A 20596-nucleotide genomic window follows, 5' to 3' on the forward strand; every position below is an offset into this window, starting at 1 on the left:
GATGTAGGCGCGGGCTTCGGGGCTGTTGCCCAGTTCGCGCTGGTAGAACGAGGCGGCTTCGTCGAGGAGGGTATAGAGATCGCTGCGGTCCTCGCGCGGCTTGTCGTCGCGGCCACCCTCGTACGGCACTTTCAGGCCGGCTGACTGCGCCAGTTCCTCGATGGCGTCGGGGAACTCCAGGCGGTCGTAGTCCATGATGAACTTGATCGCGCTGCCGTGCGCGCCGCAACCGAAGCAGTGGAAGAACTGCTTCTGCGGGCTCACGTAGAACGACGGCGAGCGCTCGTTATGGAAGGGACAGCAGGCGGTCCATTCCTTGCCGGCCTTTTTCAACGGCACGCGCCGCTCGATCACGTCGACGATGTCGACGCGGGTCAGCAGTTCATCGATGAAGCTGTCGGGAATTCGGCCACGCATCAGTCCCCTAGGATGCCATGCATCCGCTTCCGTATGGAGTCCGGCAGGGGCGTCAGAAGGCCAGCTTGAAGACGCCGATGACGGCCAGGATCGCGATCACGAACAGGATCAGGAAGATGGCGAAGCAAACCTTGGCGATGGTCGCGGCCGCGCCGGATACGCGGCTGAAGCCGAGCGCGCCGGTAACGAGGGCGATCAGGCCGAAGATGATGGCGTACTTGAGCATGGATATCCTCCTTGGGGCGCGGGGAGGATGCGGTGGCGTGCGTGGCGGGGCTGTGAAGCGTCTAGGCGTGGGAGCCGGCTATGCCGGCGATTCCGCGGCAGCGGGCAAGCTGTCCGCAAGCACCCATCGCCGCTGAAGCGGCTCCCACAAAGGGCAGGGCCTGGGCCGCTCCTTAGGACAGCTTGGCCTTCACCTTGCCTGCCACGGCGGCCATATCCGCGCGGCCGGCTGCCTTTTCCTTGACCAGAGCGACCACTTTGCCCATGTCGCGGGCGGAGCTGGCTCCCGATTCGGCGATGGCCGCTTCGATGATGGCGTCGAGTTCGGCCTCGTCGAGCTTGGCGGGCAGGTAGCCATCGATGACGCCCATTTCGTAGCGCTCGATGTCGGCGAGGTCGGTGCGGCCGGCCTTGTCGTACTGCTCGATGGAATCGCGGCGTTGCTTCTGCATCTTCTCGAGCACGGCCAGGACCTGCACGTCGTCCAGCTCGATCCGTTCGTCGACCTCGCGCTGCTTGATCTGGGCCTGGACCAGGCGGATGACGGCCAGGCGGTCCTTTTCCCCGCCCTTCATGGCGGCCTTCATGTCTTCGGTGATCTTTGCCTTGAGGCTCATGCTCTTTTCTCCGGGACGACGAAAAGCCGGCTTCACCTTTCGGCAAAGCCGGCTCGGGATTTCCGCCTGCTTGCGGTGGCTGCGAGAACGCGCCAGCCGCGGTACCATGCCGGCCACGAGGGCCGGCCGGTGCATCAGTACATGCGGGTCCGGCGCGTCGTGTCGCGGGACAGACGGCGCAGGTGACGCTTCACAGCAGCGGCGCGCTTGCGCTTACGCTCCTGGGTCGGCTTTTCGTAAAATTCGCGCTTGCGCGTTTCGGCCAGCACGCCAGCCTTCTCGCACGTACGCTTGAAGCGGCGAAGGGCAAGCTCAAACGGCTCGTTCTCGCGGACTTTAACGCTCGGCATGGAAACTCCACTTGGTTAAACTGACCCGTGAATCCGGGTGAGCCGTGGATTATAACGTGATCGAGATCAGAAATTCAAAGCCCGTGTTGGGCGTGGAAACGTCCTGTGACGAAACGGGCGTGGCCCTCCTGCGCTGGGACCCGGAGCAGCCCGGCCGCGGGCTCCTTTCGCATGCGCTTTTCAGCCAGATCGCCCTGCATGCCGAGTACGGCGGCGTGGTGCCGGAACTGGCCAGCCGCGACCATGTGCGCAAGCTGCTGCCCCTGGTGCGCCAGGCCCTCAAGGACGCCGGGCTGACGCCGGCCGACCTGGGCGGCGTAGCCTATACGGCGGGCCCGGGCCTCGTCGGTGCGCTCCTGGTCGGTGCGTCGGCGGCGCGGGCCATGGCCTGGGCGCTCGGTGTGCCGGCCATCGGTGTACACCATATGGAAGGCCACCTGCTGGCCCCCCTACTCGAGGACGATCCGCCGGAGCCCCCGTTCGTGGCGCTGCTGGTGTCGGGCGGGCATTCCATGCTGGTGGAGGTCAAGGCCATCGGCCAATACCGGATCCTGGGCGACACGCTGGACGACGCCGCGGGCGAAGCCTTCGACAAGACCGCGAAGCTGATGGGCCTGCCGTATCCGGGCGGTCCGGCGCTGGCGAAGCTGGCCGAGCAGGGCACCCCTGGCCGCTTCCGTTTTTCGCGGCCCATGGTCGACCGCCCGGGGCTCGATTTCAGCTTTTCCGGACTGAAGACGCAGGTGCTCCTGGCCTGGCAGGCGTCAGACAAGAGCGACTCCACCCGCGCCGACATCGCGCGGGGATTCGAGGAGGCCATCGTCGATACCCTGGCGATCAAGTGCCGGCGGGCCCTCGAGGCCACGGGCGCGAAGCGGCTGGTGATTGCCGGCGGCGTGGGCGCGAACAAGCGCTTGCGCGAGCAGCTGGCGCAGGCCGGCGCGGCCGACGGATTCCGCGTCTATTTCCCGCGCCTGGCGTTCTGCACCGACAACGGCGCCATGATCGCCCTGGCAGGCGCCATCCGGCTGGCCGCCGGCCAGCACCAGGATGAAACCATCCAAGTGTTCCCGCGTTGGAACCTCGAAAGCCTCACCGCGCTTCAATAGCACCCTTTGTGGGAGCCGGCTACGCCGGCGATCCCGCGGCAGCGGGCCGGATTGCCGCGAGCACCCATCGCCGCTGAAGCGGCTCCCACAGGAACGCGCTTGCGCAATCGTCTTTCCTCGCCGACCCTGTAAGACCTTTTCATCGCCTCGCCCCCATGGACATCGTCTTCATAGAAGACCTGCGCATCGACGCGGTCATCGGCATCTACGACTGGGAGCGGCGTATCCGGCAGACGTTGTCGTTCGACCTGGAAATGGCTTTCGACAACCGCCGCCCCGCGGCCAGCGACGATATCGCCGACACCCTCAACTACAAATCGATCTCCAAGCGCCTCCAGGCCTACGTGGAAGCCTCGAGCTTCGGTCTCGTGGAAACCCTCGCCGAGCGTTGCGCCGAGATCGTGCAGAACGAATTCGGTGTTGCCTGGGTTCGCCTCAAGCTGTCCAAGCCGGGCGCGGTACGCGGTGCGAAGGCGGTCGGCGTGCGCATCGAGCGCGGCACGCGCCCGCAATGATCGAACCACGGCACATCCAGACGTTCCTCGATGAGGTCATCCCCTCGCCGGTGTGGCGAAGCGTGGTGCTGATCGGCGGGCTGATCGTGCTCGCCTGGCTGGTCGACCTGTTCGGACGCCTGTTCCTGCATCGCGTGGTGCGGGCGGCCACGCGGCATACGCACTGGCGCTGGGACGACGCGCTCTACGAGTTCGGTTGCTTCCGCTGGCTGGCGCGCTTGCTGCCCGGCATCGTCGTGTACTACGGCATCGCCCTGTTGCTGCCGGTGGACGATGGCGTGGGCGCGTTCGTGCGCAGCCTCGCCGTGTGCTGGATCATCGTCTGCGTGATTTCGGCCATGGGCCGCGCGCTGCTCGCGTTCGAATCGTTGTACAGCGCCACGCCGGCGGGCAAGCGCTCCATCAAGGGCATCGTGCAGCTGTTGCAGATGGCGCTATGGATCGTGGCGCTGGTGCTCGTGATCACCAAGCTCACGCACCAGAGCATCGGCCTGCTGCTGTCCGGCATCGGCGCGATGTCCGCCGTGCTCCTGCTGGTGTTCAAGGACACCATCCTCGGCTTCGTGGCCGGCATCCAGCTGAGCACGAACGACATGCTGCACGTCGGGGACTGGATCACCATGGCTTCCGCGGGCGTCGATGGCGACGTCATCGACATCACGCTGCATACGGTGAAGGTGCGTAATTTCGACCGCACCATCGTCACGGTGCCCACGTGGAAGCTGATTTCCGAATCGTTCCAGAACTGGCGGGGCATGACCGAGTCGGGCGGACGCCGGATCAAGCGCGAACTGTTCGTCGATGCGGCTTGCGTGCGGTTCCTCGAAGACGAGGAGATAGAGCGCTTCGGAAGCGTGTACCTGCTCAAGGCCTACCTGGAGCGTAAGCGCGAGGACATCCGCCGCTGGAACGAGGCGCTGGGCGAACCGGGCAAGTTGCCGGTGAACCGGCGCCGGCAGACCAACATCGGTGCCTTCCGTGCCTATGCGGACGCGTACCTGGCGGCCCATCCCGACGTGCATGAAAAGATGACCCGCATGGTCCGCATGCGCGATCCGGGCCCGCAGGGTATTCCCATGGAAGTCTATTGCTTCACCAATACCGTGGTGTGGCTCGATTACGAACGCATCCAGGCGGACATCTTCGACCACCTGATCGCGATCCTTCCCGAATTCGGACTGCGTCCCTTCCAGCAGCCGTCGGGTGGTGACGTACGCGACGCTGTCGCAGGCATTCGCCTCGCGGCCGAGCGGGCAGCCTGACATGGGGCGCGCCTACCTCAGCCTGGGCTCGAACATCGATGCGGAGCGCTGGCTCGGCCTCGCCGTGGCGGAACTGCGCAAGCGCTTCGGCAGGCTGGACGTCTCACCGGTGTACCGCAGCGCGGCGGTTGGATTCGACGGGCCGGACTTCCTCAACCTGGCCGTGGGCCTCGACAGCGACCTCGAACCCGAAGCCCTTAACGACTGGTTGCACGCGCTGGAAGACCGGCATGGCCGCGTGCGCGGCGGCGACCGCTACGCCAGCCGGACGCTGGATGTCGACATCGTTCTCTACGACGACCTCGTGCGTAGCGGCGAAGGCCACCTCCAGGTGCCGCGCGGCGAGTTGCGCCACGCTTTCGTACTGAAGCCGATGACGGATATCGCGCCGGATGTTCGTCATCCCGTCAGTGGAAAGACGATGGCGGAACTGTGGGCGGCCTTCCCGGTTGCAAGCGAGCCGCTGGCGGTGGACGAGGGGTGTACCGCCTCTGTAGGAGCCGCCATGACGGCGAGGGGTTAGGCGGTGGATCAGGCGGTGGATGCACGTTGTCCCCGCTTCGTTGGCTTCTCGCCGCTATAGCGGCTCCTACAGCTTTATAGCGGCTGCCACCATCCATGGCGGCACTGGAAAAGTGGGAGCTGGCGGCGCACCCGCCAAGATGCTACAACGCCTCCCACATCGGACCATGGGGGAAACAAGGAAATGGGTAAGTTCGCACGCAGTTGGGCGCTGATGAAAGCCAGCGCCACCATCCTTCGCCAGGACAAGGAGCTGATGCTCTTTCCGTTGCTGGCGGGCTTCGCGTCGCTGTTGGTGGTCGCCACCTTCGCGTGGCCGGTCTACACCTTGATCGCGCATCATCAAGCGGACTTCGAAGGGCAGCGTCGACACGTCTCGCCGATGTTCATGCTGGTGAGCTTCCTGTTCTACTTCGTGCAGTACGGCGTGGTGATCTTCTTCAACGTCGCGCTCGCCTCGGCCGCGCTCATTCGTCTCAACGGCGGCAATCCCACGCTCGGCGACGGTATCCGTACCGCGATGGGCAAGCTGCCCAACATCATCGGCTATGCGCTCATCGCCGCCACCGTGGGTATGATCCTGCGTGCCCTGCAGGAGCGTCTCGGTTTCGTCGGACGCATCGTCGCGGGTCTGCTCGGCTTCGGATGGACGGTAGCGACGTTCCTCGTGGTGCCGGTGCTCGCGGCGCAGGACGTGGGTCCGGTCGACGCGGTGAAGCGCAGCACCTCGCTGCTTCGCCAGACCTGGGGCGAGAACCTCATCGGCAATGCCGGCATCGGCCTGGCCGGCGGCATCCTCACCTTCTGCCTGATCTTCGTGAGCGGCATCCTGTTCTTCGCCGCCGCGGCAACGCAGTCCGTTGCGTTGATGGTGGTCGTGGGCGTGGTGGCGCTGATCGCCCTGGTGGCCCTCAGCCTGTTCCAGACCGCGATGCACGGCGTGTATTCGGCCGCGCTCTACCGCTTCGCCGAGGAAGGCGACCCGGGCCAGGGCTTCGACCGCGCGCTGCTCGAATCGGCGTTCCGTCCGAAGAACTGAGGAATGAGATGTGGGAGCCGGCTTCGCCGGCGATCCCGCGGCAGCGGGCAAGCTCGTCGCCGCTGAAGCGGCTCCCACACAGCGCACTCAGATCGTCAGCGCGCGGCCGCCGTCCACGCGCATGACCTGGCCGGTTGTGTAATGCGCTTCCAGCAACAGCCAGCGCACGGCCTCGGCGACATCCTCGGGCTCGCCCTTGCGTCCCAGCGGTGTCTTCGCGATCAGGCTCTCGGCCGCTTCCTCCGGTTTTCCGGAGGCGGGCCACAGGATGGCGCCGGGCGCCACGGCATTGACGCGTACCTCGGGCGCCAGCTCCTTCGCCAGGGAAAGGGTCAGCATCGCGAGCGCGGCCTTGGCCATCGAATACACGGTATGCCCGGCAAGCGGCCGTTCCGCATAGATGTCGACGATGCTGACGATCGCGCCCCGCGCCTCGCGCAGGGCCGGTGCCGCCGCCTGGGCGAGGAAGAACGGTGCCCTCGCGTTGGCTGAGAACAGGTCGTTCCAATGCGCTGCGGTCGTCTCGCCAATGGGCGTGGGGTAGAACGCGGAGGCATTGTTCACGAGGCCGTCGAGCCGTCCGAAGCGGCCGACCACCGCCTCGATCAGCGGATGCAGCGCCGCGTCGTCCTCGAGCGCCGCGGGGAACGTAGCCGCGCTGCCTTCCCTGATGGCGTTCAAGTCATGTGCGAGAGCTTCGGCGTCTTCGCCGGAGTGCCGGTAGTGGATGGCGACCGAGCAACCTGCCGCATGCAGGCGCCGGACGATGGCGGCACCCACGCGGCGGGCACCGCCGGTGACGAGGACGACCGGGGACGTGTTCACGGCAAACTCCTTTCGCGACGCGCACGAGCTTGCCGTAAACCGTGCCCCGCGTCACGTCGCGGATACGAGGGCTTCGTCAGCGCGCCTTGCGTCCGGCTACGGTTTTCTTGGCGGTGGCCGCACGCGGCGCGGCCTTCTTCGCCGTCTTCCGCACGGCCGCTTTCTTGGCCGCCGCTTTCTTCACGGCCTTTCGGGCCGATGCGGTCGGCTTTGCGTCCGTGGCCACGTCGCGGCCGGCAGCGCGAGCGGTACCGGAGGACTTCGTCGTGGCGTGGCGCTTTCCCGCCGCGGGCGTGTCGCCGTCGTCGATGTGGACGTCGCCGCTGAAGAGGTCGATGGCGGTTTTCGCAACCTGTCCGGTGTCGTAGTACGCATACGCGCCGACGCCGAGCGCGCCGACGATGGGCAGCCAGCGCGAGATACCCTTGCCGACCGCGCGCTTGGAGACGCTGACGCCGATGCGTCCCGCCAGTCGTTGCAGCACGCTGGTGGCCGCGGTGCGGAAGACGAGGCGATCGCCGACGCGGATCGCCACGTCGCGGAATGCCTGGGCGGCGGTATGCCGGAACAGGCACCAGAGCATCTGTTCGCGCCCCAGCTTCGCCGTCTTTCCGTACGCGGCGGCGATGTCGCTGACCAACTGCCCCTGGATGCGCCAGATGGCGACGAGTTCGGGGAGCACCGTAAGCCAGCCCAGGGGGCCGGGCGGCAGGGCCAGCGAGCCGGCCGTGATGGCCGCCCGGTTCGCGGCGGCGCTCGCCAGATGGCGGCACGTCTCCTCGGCCGTTCCCGTGCCTGCTCGCGGCACCTCGCTGTCGGGGATACGGCTGACGAATTCCAGGATCGCCTTCGCGACCGGGCTTTCACCCCGATCGGCGCTGACGGGAACGATCTCCTTCGACGTCGAAGCGGGATCGCGCTTGGCCATGTCGTTACTCCGGATGCGAATGCGTCGACATCGTCGCCGCCGTCACGTGATTCGTCCATGAAGCGTCCGGTCGCCCCCGGCGAAAGCGACCTGAAAGCTTCGCTCTTCACACTATTGATACGTTATAACATTTTACGAAGTGAGCCCATGACCCCTGTTCGCCTCGCGTCCTGCATCGCCCTCGCCCTTGCCGCGGCCGCCGCCCATGCCGGCGATGCCCCCCCGCAGAAAGCCACGAACCTCGGCGAAGTCGACGTTACCGCGCGGCTGGACGAGGCACGCAACAGTCTGTCGCCCGATACCGGCAGCAGCCAGTACGTCATCGACAGGCAGACCATCCAGGCCCTGCCGCTGGGCGACTCCACGCCACTGAACCAGGTGATCCTCCAGGCGCCGGGCGTGGTGCAGGATTCGTACGGGCAACTGCACGTGCGCGGCGACCACGCCAACCTGCAATACCGCATCGACGGCGTGCTCATTCCCGAAAGCATCGGCGGCTTCGGCCAGACACTGGACGCGCGGATGATCCAGAACGTGAAGCTGCTCGACGGCGCCTTGCCCGCGCAGTACGGCGACCGCACGGCCGCCATCGTGGACATCACCACCCGCACGCCGTCGAAGGACGGCATCGGCGGCAGCGTGGGCATCACGGGAGGGCAGTTCGGCACGGTGAATCCGAACGCGACGCTGTTCGGGCGCAGCGGGGCCTGGAGCTGGTTCCTCACCGCGAACTACCTCGAGAACGATGTCGGTATCGAGAATCCGACCTCCAGCCGCAAGCCGGTCCACGACCATACGAACCAGGTGAAGGCGTTCGGCGATGTCTCCTACCTGATAAATGCGGATACGCGCCTCAGTTTCCTTTTCGGCGTCACGAACAACCGCTTCGAGATCCCGAACAATCCCGGGCAGGAGCCGACATTCGGCTACCTCGACGTCACCAACTTCGACTCGGCGCAGTTGAACGAGCGCCAGCGCGAAAAGACGCGCTTCGGCATTCTGAGCCTGCAGGGCAAGCTCGGGAACACCGCGTACCAGGTGTCGGCGGGGCAGCGCTACAGCGGCCTGAACTTCACCCCGGATGATATCGGCGACCTGATGTTCAACGGCGTCGCATCCAACGTGCGTCGGGCCAACCGCGCCAGTACGTTGCAGGCCGACTTCTCCACGCCGCTGGGCGACAACCATACGCTGCGCTACGGCATGTATGCGTCGTTCGAGCGGGCGACCGCGACCAACGACGCCCTTGTATTCCCCGCGGATGCCGACGGCAACCAGGCGTCGACGACGCCGCTTTCCATCGTCGACGCGAGCCGGATCCTCGCCCGCACGTACGCGCTCTACCTTCAGGACGAATGGAGCATCGGCGACAAGTGGACGGTGAACTATGGCGCACGTGCCGACCGGTACGATGCCTTCCGTCCCGAAAGCCAGCTCAGTCCGCGCGTGGGACTCGTCTACCAGCCCACCGAAAACACCACCATCCACGCGGGTTATTCGCGCTACTTCACGCCGCCGGCTTCGGAGATGATCAGCCCGACGTCGATCGCGAAGTTCGCCGGCACCACCAACGCCTTGCCGGACAACGGCAACGACACGCCGCTGGCCGAGCGCTCGAGCTACTACGACGTGGGCATCTCGCAGAAGCTCGGCAATGCCTGGACCGTGGGACTCGACAGCTACTACCGCCGGGTGTCCCGCATCCAGGACGAAGGCCAGTTCGGCACCGCGCTGGTGTACTCCACGTTCAACTACGACCAGGGCAAGGTGAAGGGTGACGAATTCACCCTGAACTACGATGGCGGGGCGCTCACCGCGTACTTCAACTTCGCGTACAACCGCTCTGTCGGCAAGCGCATCATCACGGGTCAGTACAACTTCGATCCGGACGATCTCGCGTATATCCAGGATCACTTCATCCATCTCGACCACGACCAGAAGTACACCTCGTCGGGCGGCATCAGCTACGCGATCGACGATGCCACGCGGATCGGTGCGGACTACCTCTTCGGTTCGGGCCTGCGCCGCGACGGCCTGGTGCCGAACGGCGATACGATGCCTGCGTACTTCCAGGTGAACCTGAGCGTGGCACACGACTTCCATCTCATGCCGGCAGGCGCCACCCATGCGCAGCTCGCCCTGGTGAACGCGTTCGATCGCACCTACCAGCTCCGTGACGGGTCGGGTATCGGCGTCGGCGCGCCGCAGTTCGGACCGCGCCGCGGCGTGTTCCTGTCGCTGCAGCAGGATTTCTAGAGAGCTTGCTGTGGGAGCCGCTTCAGCGGCGATGCGAACTCGCGGCAAGATTGCCCGCCGCCGCGGGATCGCCGGCGAAGCCGGCTCCCACACGATGGCCAGCTAAAGGCGGGTCACTTGACGCCCCGCGCGCCACGATCCGCTATCCTGCGGGTTCGATTTCGAACACGTACGGCATGAACGCGAAACTCCCCGAACCCGCCGCCGACGAGCGCGCCCATTCCGACCACCTCGCGGCCCTGCTCCGCGAGGAAATCGCCGCCCAGGGGCCGATGCCTTTCTCGCGCTTCATGGAGCGCTGCCTCTATACCCCGGGCCTCGGCTACTACAGCGCAGGCAAGGCGAAATTCGGGGCGGACGGCGACTTCGTCACGGCTCCCGAACTGGGCACGCTGTTCTCCCGCTGCGTCGCGCGTGCCTTCGAGCCCGTGCTGGCGTCGCTGGGTCCGCAAGCCGATTTTCTCGAGCTCGGCGGCGGCACCGGCGCCTTTGCCGAGGCCGCCCTGCTGGCGCTCGATGCCGCGGGCCGCGCGCCGCGGCGCTTCATGATCCTGGAGCCGAGCGCCGACCTGCGTGAGCGCCAGCGCGAACGCCTGCACGCGGCGCTTCCCGCCGCGCTGTTCGCCCGGGTGACATGGTTGGACGGCCCGCTGGAAACGGAGTGGGACGGCGTCCTGTTCGCGAACGAGGTCATCGACGCGCTTCCCACCACGCGCTTCACCACCCGCGACGGCGAGGTGTATGAGGAACATGTGGTGCTGGACGGCGACGGACGGTTCGTTCGTAGCGACCGTCCCGCCGACAGCCTGGTGGGTGGTGCCGTGCGCCATGTGGAACGGGACCTCGGCCGCGAGTTCGAAGCGGGTTATCGCAGCGAAATCCTGCCGCAGTTGCCGTACTGGGTGCAGGCGGTGGCGGGTACCTTGCGCCGTGGTGCCATGATCTTCGCCGACTACGGCTATACGCGCGGTGAGTTCTACCTTCCCGAACGCACGGAGGGTACGCTGCGCGCCTTCTATCGCCATCGCACGCATGGCAACGCGTTCCATCTTCCCGGCCTGCAGGACCTCACCGCTTCGGTGGATTTCACGGCGCTCGCGGAGGCAGGAAACAGCGCCGGATTCGGCGTGGCGGCGTATATGCCGCAGGCGCAGTTCCTCCTGGCCTCGGGTATGCAGGAGTTCTTCGAGAGCGATTACCTCACCCTGGACGACGAAGCGGCACGGTACCGGCTGGCGCAGGAAGTGAAGAAGCTGACGCTGCCCGAGGAGATGGGCGAGCGCTTCCAGGTGATGATGTTCGCCAAGGGCATCGACGCCGCGGCGCTGCCGGCCGACGTGATGGCGGCCGACCAGGGCTCGCGGTTGTAGGCATCCGATGTAGGAGCCGCTTCAGCGGCGAGGGGTGCTCGCGGCGAGCTTGCCCGCTGCTGCGGGATCGCCGGCGGAGCCGGCTCCCACAGCGAGGTGCGGACTCTCTACGCTGAGATGGCTCAGTGAGCGGGCTTCTCGACCAGGGCGATGGCCTGCACCTGGGCCTTCTTCATCGCCTCGCCGATGGCCGGGCCTTGCAGCCCCTGCTCCACGAAGGGTTGCGAAGTGACCGACGCGGCCGCCTTGCGGCATGCGCGGAGGAAATCGGCCTGCGGATAAGCGGCGTTCTCGCTACCCAGGCGGCCGCGCTTGTCGGCCATGCAGGCGAGCAGGAAGGTCTCCAGGCGAGCGGGGCGGCGCAGCGCGCCGAGGCCCTCCAGCAAGCGCAGGATCGTCGACGGTTTCAGTTCGAGCGCCATGTGCGCGTTGAGGTGGTGCTTGCACACCATTTCCGCCATGAATGCGTATTCCACCGGCACTTTCAGCCGCGCCGAGAGCGCCCGCACCGGCTCGATGCCGCGCTGCTCGTGCATGATGTGCCGCGGCAGGACGTCGTGCGGTGTGAGCGCCTTGCCCACGTCGTGCGTGAGTGCGCACCAGCCAACGAGGGCGTCGCCCGGCGCCAGCCTGGCGGCGGCATCGAGCACCAGTTCAATGTGGACGCCCGTGTCGACCTCGGGATGGAACTCCGGCCTCTGCGGCACGCCGTACAGCGCGTCCACCTCCGGAAAGAGCACGCGTAGCGCGCCGCTTTCCCGCAGTACGCGCAGGAATGCCGACGGCATGGGTTCGGCAAGTGCCTTTCGCGTTTCCGCCCATACGCGCTCGGGAACGAGGTGATCCACCTCGCCGTCGTCCACCATGCGGCGCATGAGCGCCATGGTTTCCGCGGCCACAGTGAATCCCAGCGGCGCGTATCGGGCCGCGAAGCGGGCGACGCGCAGCAGTCGCACCGGATCTTCGGCAAAAGCGTCGGACACGTGCCGCAGCGTGCGTGTTTCGATGTCGCGCACACCGCCGAAAGGATCGACCAGCGTGCCGTCTTCGCGTTGTGCGATGGCATTGATGGTGAGGTCGCGCCGCTCCAGGTCCTGCTCCACGGTGACCGACGGATCGGCGTGGAAGGCGAAGCCATGGTATCCGCGGCCTGTCTTGCGCTCGGTGCGGGCCAGCGCGTATTCCTCCTTGGTCTGCCCATGCAGGAAGACCGGGAAGTCCTTGCCTACCGGGCGATAGCCGGCGGTGAGCATGTCGTCGGGAGTGGCGCCCACCACCACCCAGTCGCGATCGATCACGGGGCGTCCGAGCAGTGCATCGCGGACGGCGCCGCCAACCAGATAGATGTCCATGCGTGCGATCAGGGCCGGCGCCGTGCCCGCGCCTCGTCGAGGCGGCGCTGGCGCACGGAAGCGCCGAGCAGGCGTGGCAGCCACGCGGACAAACGCTGCGGCTGGATGCCCAGTTGCGCCAGACCGTCGACCTGGCCGATCGAGTCCGTGAGCAGCGAGCGGAAGTTGTCGGGCGTGAAGGGCTTGCCGGGAGCGAACTGCGCCACCTGTGCCTGCAACCGGCCCAGCGCGTCGGGCATCGGCAGTACGGCCCGGCGGCGGCCGCGCGCGTCGCGAATGGCGCGCACGATATCGATCAGTGTCCAGGTTTCCGGGCCGTACAACTCGTAGGTGCGCAGCATCGAGGCATCGTCACGCACGGCGCGCGCGATCGCTTCCGCGACGTCGCCGACGTAGACCGGCGCCATCTTCGCGCGCGGGCGCGGCAGCGGCACCACCGGCGCCACGCGCAACAGGCTGTCGAAGCGGGTGACGAGCCCATCGCCGGGGCCGAAGATCGTGCTTGCCTCGTAGATGGTCCAGTCGAGCGTGGAGGCTTTCACGAGCGCTTCCGCTTCGCCGCGCGAGCGCAGGTAGCCGGAAGCGCCCTTGCCGGCCTGCAGTGAACTCATGAGGTGCAGCCGGTGCACGCCCGTGTCGCGGCAGGCTTCCACGACGAGCCGGACGAGGTCGACGTGCACGCGCTGGAAGGTGTTGCGGCCGCTCTCGTTGAGGATGCCGACGAGATGGATGACCGCATCCGCGCCGGCGACGTGGCGGCGCAGCGTGGGTGGATCGTAGATATCGGCGGTGACGACCGTGACGTTGCGGCCGACCGCGCGCTGCCGATGCGTTTCGCGGTTGCGCGAAAGCAGCTCGAGGCGGTGGCCGTCGGCGGCGAGCCGAGGCACGAGGACGCCACCGAGGAATCCGGTGCCGCCGAGGATGACGATGCGCTTCGACTTCATGCGCGCAGCGTAGGCCGCTTCTCTCCCGCCGCCAAGCCGGTCATTGCCGCGGCTCGTCCGGGCTGGGCGACGACGAGGCGGCGGCGGGTGCCGGCTGGACGGACGCGGGCGGCGTGGGCGGTGTGGGTTTTGCCACGGCGGTTGCGGGACAGGCGACGGGCTTGCGCACCGCGCCGCTCGCCGGCGGTGTGTACGGGCTGCCGATCGGCGTCATCCGGCTGGACAGCGACAGCGCGTTGCCGGTGAGCCGCCAGTCGTAGATCACCGCGAAGGCCATCACGCGGGCGACGTACTCGCGGGTTTCCTTGTACGGGATGCTGGCGACGAAAAGGTCCGGTTCCAGCCCGCCCCGCGCCGCCACCCATTGATCGACCTTGTTCGGGCCGGCGTTGTAGGCCGCGCTGGCGAGCCACGGCGCTCCGTTGTAGCGCGAGGCCATCTGCGCAAGGTAACGCGTGCCGAGCACGATGTTCGTGGTCGGCTCGTACAGGCTTTCGCCGCCGCTCCAGGCCAGGCCGTTGCGCTTCGCCACCAGCTCCGCCGTGCCCGGCAGCAGCTGCATCAGCCCGCGGGCATCCGCTCCCGAACGTGCGTCGCTCATCCATGCGCTTTCGGCGCGAATGATCGCGTAGGCCCACGGCGCCTCGATGCCCGCCTGGCTCGACTGTTCCACCACGCCGTCTTGCCGCGCGAGCGGGAAGCGCTGTTCGTACAGGCGCAGCGCGTCGCCGGACGACAGGCCGAATACGGCGCGGTCGTACCAGCCCTTGCGGAAGGCGAGGTCGGCGGCAAGCCGCCGGGTGTCGTCGTCGCGCCCGGCAAGCGCGGCCGTCCATTCCCGCCGCGCGAACTTCTGCAGGCCCACGGCGTACAGCTCGAACGCACGGTCTAGCCCGGGATCCGAAAGGAGCGCGGCCTCGCGTGTCTCGTCGGTCGCCATGCTGGATGGGCAGATGGCGTACGCGGTGTCGAGGCGATCGGCGGCCAGGAATCCGAAATAGGTGGCTTCCGCGGCCACGCCGCGGAACAGCGCCTGCGCCTCGGCCTGGCGCCCGAGCTTCGCCAGCACCACCGCTCGGAAATAGCGCCACTCGCCGTCGTCCTTCTGCGATTCGCCCAAGGCATCCAGCGCGGCCAGTGCGGCCGTCCAGTCCTGTCGCGCAAGCGCCACGCGTACGCGCCATTCACGGGTGGCGTCGGTCTGCGCGCCCGGCGCCAGCGTGGCCAGGCGGTCGAGTGCCGATTCGTCGAAATCGGTGGCGTGGAAAAGGGCCAGCGCATTTTCCACGGCGCCCCGCTGCTGTTCGCTGAGGGCGAACCGCGGCGCGAGGGAGTGCCACGCGGCGTCTGCCGCGGTGGATTGCTTGCGCGCCATGCGCTGCAGCGCCAGTGTCAGTGCCTGGCGATGACGCGGCGTATCGGGCCATGTGGCCGCGTCGCGCAATGCGGCGGCCGGGTCGTTGAGCGCCTGGCCGATGCGTTGCGCTGCGGGCGCGTCCGATGGTGGAAGCCACGGCGCGAGCGAGGCCATGGTGCCACCCTTGCCGGCATCGGCGGCGACCTGGATGCGCGCCCACAGGCGGTCCGCCGTGAGCAGGCCCTGATCGTGCGCGGCGGCGATCACCGGGTCGCATGCGTTGGGCAGGCTCGGCTTCTTCCACAGGTCCGCAAGGTCGCGCTCGAACACCAGCGGTTCGTTGCGCGAGAGCTTCGCCTGCAATGCGAAACAGCTCAAGTTGTCGCCCAGGCCCGGCTGGTACATCGCGCTGAACGTGGTCCAGTCCTTGCGGCGCGCCAGCTCGCCGAGGAAGTCGCGACGAAGATCGGCGGCAGGAATGAGGCCGGGATAACGTGCGAGGTACGCCTCGACGTGCGCGCGGTCGAGTGTGCGCAGGTCGTGCTCGAGGGCGGCGGCTTCCAGGTAAGGGAACAGGACGTACTGCTCGAGGCCCGTGGCCTGCGCGCGCCACGCGTCGCCGCCCTGCTGGGCGGCGGCGTAGGCCTGGCGGAAGCGGGCCCGTTCGGCGTCCGTGCCCGACGCCGTCGCGGCGGCGGCTGCCAGGAGACCGGTGGCGGCGAGGGCGATGCAGGCCAGGATGCGGAGGGAGCGGGCGGCGCGTCGCGATGCCGGAGCAACCATCATCGGGGTTCCTTCACGAAGACATGTCGGTCGATTGTAGGCAATACCTTGCGCAAGCCGGATGAACGATGAGCGGCAAGGGCATTCGCCCTTGCCGCCGTCGCCCGTTAAGCTTGCGGCGCTTCCCCTTGCTCCCGACTGGAATGGCATGAGGCCTCACACTTCGTACGCGCGGCTTGCGCGACCGCTCGCATGGATCGTCCTGGTGCTCGCCGCCGTCTTCGGCGCGGCGTACTGGTGGTCGCTCGGCCGCCCTGTGGCCTTGCCGGATTCGCCCACGGCCAAGATCGCCTGCGTGTCTTACGCGCCGTTCCGTTTCGACGGCGAGACACCGTTCGATCCGCATGCGTTCATTTCCCCCGAGCGCATCGACGCGGACCTGAAAGACCTGTCCACCCGCTTCGACTGCGTGCGCACGTATTCGATGAACCAGGGCCTGGGCGCGGTGCCGGAAATCGCCGGCCGTTACGGCATGAAGGTGCTGATGGGCGTGTGGCTCGGGCGCGACCTCGCCGCCAACGAGCGGGAGATGCAACTCGCGATCGCAGCCGCGAAAGAACATGCGGCGAACCTGCGCGGCATCGTCGTGGGCAACGAGGTGCTGCTCCGCCGGGAACTGACCGAGAAAGCCCTTGCGGGCTATATCGAGCGCATGAACGCCGCCACGGACGTGCCGGTGACCTACGCCGACGTGTGGGAGTTCTGGCAGCGCCATCCCGCGCTTGCCAAGGCCACCGATTACGTCACGATCCACATCCTGCCGTACTGGGAAGACGAACCGGTGGCGCCGGAGAAGGCGGTTCGGCACGTCGCCGACGTCTACCAGCGCATGAAGGCGGAGTTTCCGGGCAAGCAAGTCATGATCGGAGAGACGGGCTGGCCGAGCCAGGGCCGTACCCGCCGGGACGCCAGCGCCAGCCTCGTGAACGAGGCCCGGTACGTGCGCGAGTTCCTCGACTATGCCGCGACCGTCGACATGCCCTACAACGTGATCGAGGCGTTCGACCAACCGTGGAAGCGCGACCTGGAAGGTACCGTCGGCGGCTTCTGGGGCATCTTCGACGTGCAGGGCCGGCCCAAGTTTCCGATGACCGGTCCGGTGGTCGAGGAATCGCGTTGGACCTGGGCGCTCGTCGCCGGGGGCGTCGGTACGATCGTCTTCCTCGTCGCGGGAGCCTTCCGCCGCCGCTGGCGTGGACTCCCGGGGTGGCTTTCCCTCGCACTGAGCGGTTTCGCCACCGGCTCGGCCCTCGCCGCGCATGCGCGACTGCTCGAGTTCGCCTGCCGCAACCGGCTGGAATGGACCGTGGGCATCGCCGTGGGCGTTGCGGGAGCGTGGACCGCGCTGTCGCTCGCAAGGGCGATCGCATCGCGCCTCGCCGCGCCCGTCAATCCGGCCGAGGTGGCGCCGGCTCCCGCAGAGCGCAGGCTCTGGGGCATCGCCTGGACCGACCATTTCACGCCGCAGCGGTTCTTCTGGATGTTCGCCCTGGCGCTGTACGGCATCCTGATGGTCTTCAACGGCCGCTATCGCGACTTCCCCATCGGCCTGTTCGCGATGCCGGCCGTCGCCTTCCTCGTGCTGGCCCTATTGCGGACGCGCGAAGATGCGCCGATGCCCCTGGTGGAAGAACGCCTGTTGGCGATCTGGCTGGTGCTCATGGGCGCCTCGGTGGTGGTGCAGGAAGCCGGGGCCAACGTGGTGGCGTGGGGCTGGCTGCTGCTGAACCTCGCCCTGGCGCTACCGGTGCTGCTGGCCTGGCGTCGCGCCAGGACATAGCTTCATGTAGGAGCCGCTTCAGCGGCGATGGGTGCTCGCGGCTACCTTCCCGCTGCGGCGCGATCGCCATTGAAGTGGTTCTCGCCGGACTGCAAGCGGACCAGGCGCAGCGTGCCGACGAGCAGCGCCAGCGCGCCACCTTCGTAGCAGTAGAGCTGCAGCGCGATGACGCCGAGGCACACCGCGAGGACAGCGGCGAACGTGTGTCGCCAGAACACCGCCAGCAACGCGGCCAACACCGCCGCATAGCCGTAGCCGTAGTCGAGGAAGCCCTGCACGATGACGTTGCGCGGGCCGCACCACCACGGCGCCATTCGGGCCTCGCACGCATGCGCGATGTGCGAGGGTTCGACGAATCCATAGCGCACCGCGCTGGCCACGAAGGCGGCGGCGACGGTGACGGCCCAGGGCAGGGCGGTTCGGAAGATGGGTTTCATGTGCGGGAAGCGGCCTCGTCCGTGGTTGCCGCGCCGGCGGCCTGCGCAAGGGAAAGCGGCAGGCGGATTTCGGCGGCGAGGGGCAGATGATCGGAGAAGGCGCGGGGCAATGTCCACGTCCGGTCGAGCTTGATGTCGGAAGACGTGAGGATATGGTCGAGCGCCCGACGCGGTTTCCAGCTCGGGAAGGTAGGCGTCGCCACCGAGGGCGGTTGCAGCGCCGTCCGAGAGAAAAGGTGTCGCATTTCGGTGCTGGTGGGCTCCGTGTTGAGGTCGCCCATCAGCACGGCGTGCGGATATGGCGCGAGCAATTCGCCGATGAAAGCCAGCTGCCCCATGCGGGCCGCTGCACCTAGCGAAAGGTGGGCGATGACGATCACCAGCGCTTCCGTGCCTTCACCGAAGCGCACGAACAGCGCGCCGCGCCCCTTGATCCGGCCGGGCAGCGGGTAGTCGATGACTTCGGTGGGCTCGATGCGGCTCAGCAGGCCGTTCGCGGAGTGCGCCACGCGCGCCATCGGCCGGTTCGGCTGGTGGCTCCAGTACGGCATGCCCGATGCTTCGGCGATGTAGCGCGTCTGGTTGAGGAAGCCGGAGCGCAGACTGCCCGCATCCGCCTCCTGAAGGCCCACCACGTCGAATTCGTGGAGCAGTTCCGCGAGCGAGTCGAGGTTCGCCAGCTTCGAGCGGCCGGGCAGCACGGCATTGACGCTGCGGGTGACGTAGTCGCTGTAACGCTGGACGCTCGCGCCGGCGAGGATGTTGCAGCTCAACAGGCGCAACGTGCGTTCCGGCGTGGTCGGGATGTTCGGCGTGGCGCGCGTCATGGGTGCTGCGTCTGTTCTCGGCTGGCCTTCGAAGGCCAGAGCATGCCCCCCGCCACGTGAACGGGGGGCATCGGTCGGGAGGCGTTTTACTTGCCGCCCTTCAGTTCCTTGTCCACCAGATACCTGGTGACGCCATTGAGTTCATCGAAGTCCTTGATCTGGGCGCTGCGGTACTTGCCGTTCACCACGATCGTGGGCGTGCCGTCGATGCCCCAGGCCTGGATCAGCTTGCCGTCCGCGAGGATGCGCTGCCGGATGCCGTCATCCTTAGTGGCCAGCGTGATGAACTTGGCCTTGTCCACGCCATAATTCGTCGCGTACCAGTCGGCGAGTTCGTCGATGGTACGGATCGGGTAGTGGTCCGTGTGGATCGCCTTGAACAGCGCGGCGTGAGCCTTCTGCGCCACGCCGAGCTTCTGCGCCGCGTAGTACGCCTGCGCATAGGGAAGCCACGCATCGTTGAACGCCGCCGGCACGACCCGGAAGGTCACGCCCTTGGGCAGCTGCTTCTGGAGCGTCTCGGCGTAGGTTTCGTAGTGCGCGCAGTGGATGCAGCCGTACGAGAAGACCTCGACGACTTCCACCTTGCCGTCCTTCGGATCGAGGCGCTGCGGCGTGGTGGTGGCCACGTACTGCTGGCCTTCGGTATAGGAAGCCGCGGCGGCATCGTCGGCGGGCCGCGCGCTGCACGCAGTGGTCAGCGCGAGGCCGACGAAGAGGAGCGAAAGACGCTTGAACATGGATATCTCCGGCTTAGGGTCGAATCGCGGTCACTTGCCCGCGGCTTCCTTGGTGACGAGCCACTGGGTGAGCTCCACGGCCTGCGGGTATCCGCCGGCGCTGTTCGGGGTGAGGCGGTACTTGCCGTTCACCACGATCGTGGGCGTGCTATCGACCTCGTAGGCGCGGATCAGTTCATCGGCGCGCTTCATCTTCGTGTTGATGGTGAAGGAGTTGGCCGTGGCGACGAATTCCTCCGGCTTAACGCCGAACTTCGCATAGAACTTCGCAACGTCGTCGATCGTGGGCCAGGCGGACTGCGCCTTCGGCTTACCGGCCTTCTGGTCCATGATGCCGAGTTCGCCGCTCTTGAACACGGCGTCGAACATCGCGTCGTGGCTCTTCTGGTCCACGCCGAAGGCCTGTGCCGTGAGATAGGCACGCTGCAGCAGCGGCCAGTTCTCGTCCGGACGGAAGGATGCCGGCGTATAGGTCATCACCGTGCCCTTCGGCAGGCTCTTCGCCAGTTCGTCCACGATCCCGTGGAACTGGAAGCACGCCGGGCAGCCATACGAGAACACCTCGGTGACTTCGATCTTGCCCGGGGTGCTCGTCGGCTGGGCCGGATCGATGCGGAAGTAATGCTTGCCTTCCACCCACTTGCCCTCGTCGACGAACGGCTTGGGCGCGGGACGCTTGTCTTCGGCATCGGCCGCCGGCGCGGACGAGGCGACCGATGCGGCGGTGCCGCTCGCCGCGGGTGCGGACGTCGACGCCGTGGATGCCGCCGCCGGAGCCGCCGCGGTCGTGGCCGGCTGTGCGGGAGCCGCCGGCGCGGTCGTGGCGGTCGATGCCGCGGCCGGCGCATTCGTGGCCGTGTCGTTGTTGCCACCGCTGCAAGCGGCGAGGCCGATCAGGGCGGCGCAGAGGAGGGGAAGGCGCATACGCATGGGGGGTC

The 20596-nt window shown here is 67.3% G+C and carries 21 protein-coding genes and 1 pseudogene; 9 read left to right on the forward strand and 13 right to left on the reverse strand.

Annotated elements, in window-relative coordinates:
* From ACPYOD_RS16730 to rpsU, 4 genes are all read right to left on the reverse strand, one after another.
* On the reverse strand, positions 1-417 hold a 417-nt coding region (locus ACPYOD_RS16730; RefSeq protein ID WP_481302844.1), incomplete at its 3' end, for a CHC2 zinc finger domain-containing protein.
* Positions 418-469: 52 nt separating this feature from the next.
* Positions 470-643, reverse strand: a complete 174-nt coding sequence (locus ACPYOD_RS16735) for a DUF1328 domain-containing protein (protein WP_481302845.1) — start codon at positions 641-643, stop codon at positions 470-472.
* Between the two features lie 172 nt (positions 644-815).
* Positions 816-1259: a GatB/YqeY domain-containing protein gene (locus tag ACPYOD_RS16740; protein WP_481302846.1), complete on the reverse strand. Its 444-nt coding sequence runs from the start codon at positions 1257-1259 to the stop codon at positions 816-818.
* Positions 1260-1393: 134 nt separating this feature from the next.
* Positions 1394-1609 (reverse strand): 30S ribosomal protein S21, encoded by a 216-nt coding sequence (gene rpsU, locus ACPYOD_RS16745; RefSeq protein ID WP_029213735.1) that lies wholly within the window; start codon positions 1607-1609, stop codon positions 1394-1396.
* Positions 1610-1692: 83 nt separating this feature from the next.
* Here rpsU and tsaD point away from each other — a divergent pair, with 83 nt between their 5' ends.
* The 5 genes from tsaD to ACPYOD_RS16770 all read left to right on the forward strand — a co-directional run bounded on the left by tsaD (position 1693) and on the right by ACPYOD_RS16770 (position 6056).
* Positions 1693-2718, forward strand: a complete 1026-nt coding sequence (tsaD, locus tag ACPYOD_RS16750; protein WP_481302868.1) for a tRNA (adenosine(37)-N6)-threonylcarbamoyltransferase complex transferase subunit TsaD — start codon at positions 1693-1695, stop codon at positions 2716-2718.
* 155 nt (positions 2719-2873) lie between these two features.
* Complete coding sequence (folB, locus tag ACPYOD_RS16755; protein WP_167125144.1) at positions 2874-3233, forward strand: dihydroneopterin aldolase; 360 nt, start codon at positions 2874-2876, stop codon at positions 3231-3233.
* The gene (locus ACPYOD_RS16760; RefSeq protein ID WP_481302847.1) at positions 3230-4495 is read left to right on the forward strand and encodes a mechanosensitive ion channel family protein; all 1266 of its coding nucleotides are present in this window, start codon (positions 3230-3232) and stop codon (positions 4493-4495) included. Before folB ends, ACPYOD_RS16760 begins: the two co-directional genes overlap by 4 nt.
* Position 4496: 1 nt before the next feature.
* Positions 4497-5018, forward strand: coding sequence for a 2-amino-4-hydroxy-6-hydroxymethyldihydropteridine diphosphokinase (gene folK / locus ACPYOD_RS16765; protein WP_481302848.1), 522 nt, complete (start codon positions 4497-4499; stop codon positions 5016-5018).
* A 183-nt stretch (positions 5019-5201) separates the two neighbouring features.
* Positions 5202-6056: a DUF6159 family protein gene (locus tag ACPYOD_RS16770; protein WP_481302849.1), complete on the forward strand. Its 855-nt coding sequence runs from the start codon at positions 5202-5204 to the stop codon at positions 6054-6056.
* A gap of 87 nt (positions 6057-6143) precedes the next feature.
* Here ACPYOD_RS16770 and ACPYOD_RS16775 read toward each other — a convergent pair whose 3' ends face one another.
* Both ACPYOD_RS16775 and ACPYOD_RS16780 read right to left on the reverse strand, forming a co-directional pair.
* Positions 6144-6881: a pteridine reductase gene (locus ACPYOD_RS16775; RefSeq protein ID WP_481302850.1), complete on the reverse strand. Its 738-nt coding sequence runs from the start codon at positions 6879-6881 to the stop codon at positions 6144-6146.
* Between the two features lie 76 nt (positions 6882-6957).
* Positions 6958-7809, reverse strand: a complete 852-nt coding sequence (locus tag ACPYOD_RS16780; protein WP_481302851.1) for a hypothetical protein — start codon at positions 7807-7809, stop codon at positions 6958-6960.
* Between the two features lie 147 nt (positions 7810-7956).
* On the opposite strand from ACPYOD_RS16780, the pseudogene ACPYOD_RS16785 reads away from it, so the two are divergent.
* The 3 genes and pseudogenes from ACPYOD_RS16785 to ACPYOD_RS16795 form a co-directional block, all read left to right on the forward strand.
* A pseudogene (locus ACPYOD_RS16785) lies at positions 7957-8385 on the forward strand (TonB-dependent receptor plug domain-containing protein); the annotation flags it as partial.
* A gap of 228 nt (positions 8386-8613) precedes the next feature.
* Positions 8614-10065, forward strand: coding sequence for a TonB-dependent receptor (locus tag ACPYOD_RS16790; RefSeq protein WP_481302869.1), 1452 nt, complete (start codon positions 8614-8616; stop codon positions 10063-10065).
* A gap of 176 nt (positions 10066-10241) precedes the next feature.
* Positions 10242-11435 (forward strand): class I SAM-dependent methyltransferase, encoded by a 1194-nt coding sequence (locus ACPYOD_RS16795; protein ID WP_481302852.1) that lies wholly within the window; start codon positions 10242-10244, stop codon positions 11433-11435.
* Between the two features lie 122 nt (positions 11436-11557).
* Here ACPYOD_RS16795 and ACPYOD_RS16800 read toward each other — a convergent pair whose 3' ends face one another.
* The 3 genes from ACPYOD_RS16800 to ACPYOD_RS16810 are packed head-to-tail and all read right to left on the reverse strand — an operon-like array spanning position 11558 to position 15877.
* Positions 11558-12787, reverse strand: a complete 1230-nt coding sequence (locus ACPYOD_RS16800) for a multifunctional CCA addition/repair protein (protein ID WP_481302853.1) — start codon at positions 12785-12787, stop codon at positions 11558-11560.
* Positions 12788-12795: 8 nt separating this feature from the next.
* A complete protein-coding gene (locus tag ACPYOD_RS16805) occupies positions 12796-13734 on the reverse strand; it encodes a complex I NDUFA9 subunit family protein (protein WP_481302854.1) in 939 nt (312 codons plus the stop codon).
* A gap of 40 nt (positions 13735-13774) precedes the next feature.
* Positions 13775-15877: a transglycosylase SLT domain-containing protein gene (locus tag ACPYOD_RS16810; protein ID WP_481302855.1), complete on the reverse strand. Its 2103-nt coding sequence runs from the start codon at positions 15875-15877 to the stop codon at positions 13775-13777.
* Positions 15878-16022: 145 nt separating this feature from the next.
* On the opposite strand from ACPYOD_RS16810, the gene ACPYOD_RS16815 reads away from it, so the two are divergent.
* On the forward strand, positions 16023-17654 hold the full coding sequence (locus ACPYOD_RS16815; RefSeq protein ID WP_481302856.1) for a glycoside hydrolase family 17 protein: 1632 nt from the start codon (positions 16023-16025) through the stop codon (positions 17652-17654).
* A gap of 41 nt (positions 17655-17695) precedes the next feature.
* Here ACPYOD_RS16815 and ACPYOD_RS16820 read toward each other — a convergent pair whose 3' ends face one another.
* The 4 genes from ACPYOD_RS16820 to ACPYOD_RS16835 form a co-directional block, all read right to left on the reverse strand.
* Entirely contained in the window at positions 17696-18091 is a 396-nt protein-coding gene (locus ACPYOD_RS16820; RefSeq protein ID WP_481302857.1) for a hypothetical protein, read from the reverse strand.
* Positions 18088-18918 (reverse strand): endonuclease/exonuclease/phosphatase family protein, encoded by an 831-nt coding sequence (locus ACPYOD_RS16825; RefSeq protein ID WP_481302858.1) that lies wholly within the window; start codon positions 18916-18918, stop codon positions 18088-18090. The genes ACPYOD_RS16820 and ACPYOD_RS16825 overlap by 4 nt, the downstream gene beginning before the upstream one ends.
* 86 nt (positions 18919-19004) lie before the next feature.
* A complete protein-coding gene (locus ACPYOD_RS16830) occupies positions 19005-19658 on the reverse strand; it encodes a thiol:disulfide interchange protein DsbA/DsbL (RefSeq protein WP_481302859.1) in 654 nt (217 codons plus the stop codon).
* Between the two features lie 30 nt (positions 19659-19688).
* Positions 19689-20588, reverse strand: a complete 900-nt coding sequence (locus ACPYOD_RS16835) for a thiol:disulfide interchange protein DsbA/DsbL (protein ID WP_481302860.1) — start codon at positions 20586-20588, stop codon at positions 19689-19691.
* Positions 20589-20596 lie beyond the last annotated feature (8 nt).

Source organism: Luteibacter sp. HAY1-4A (assembly GCF_056755355.1).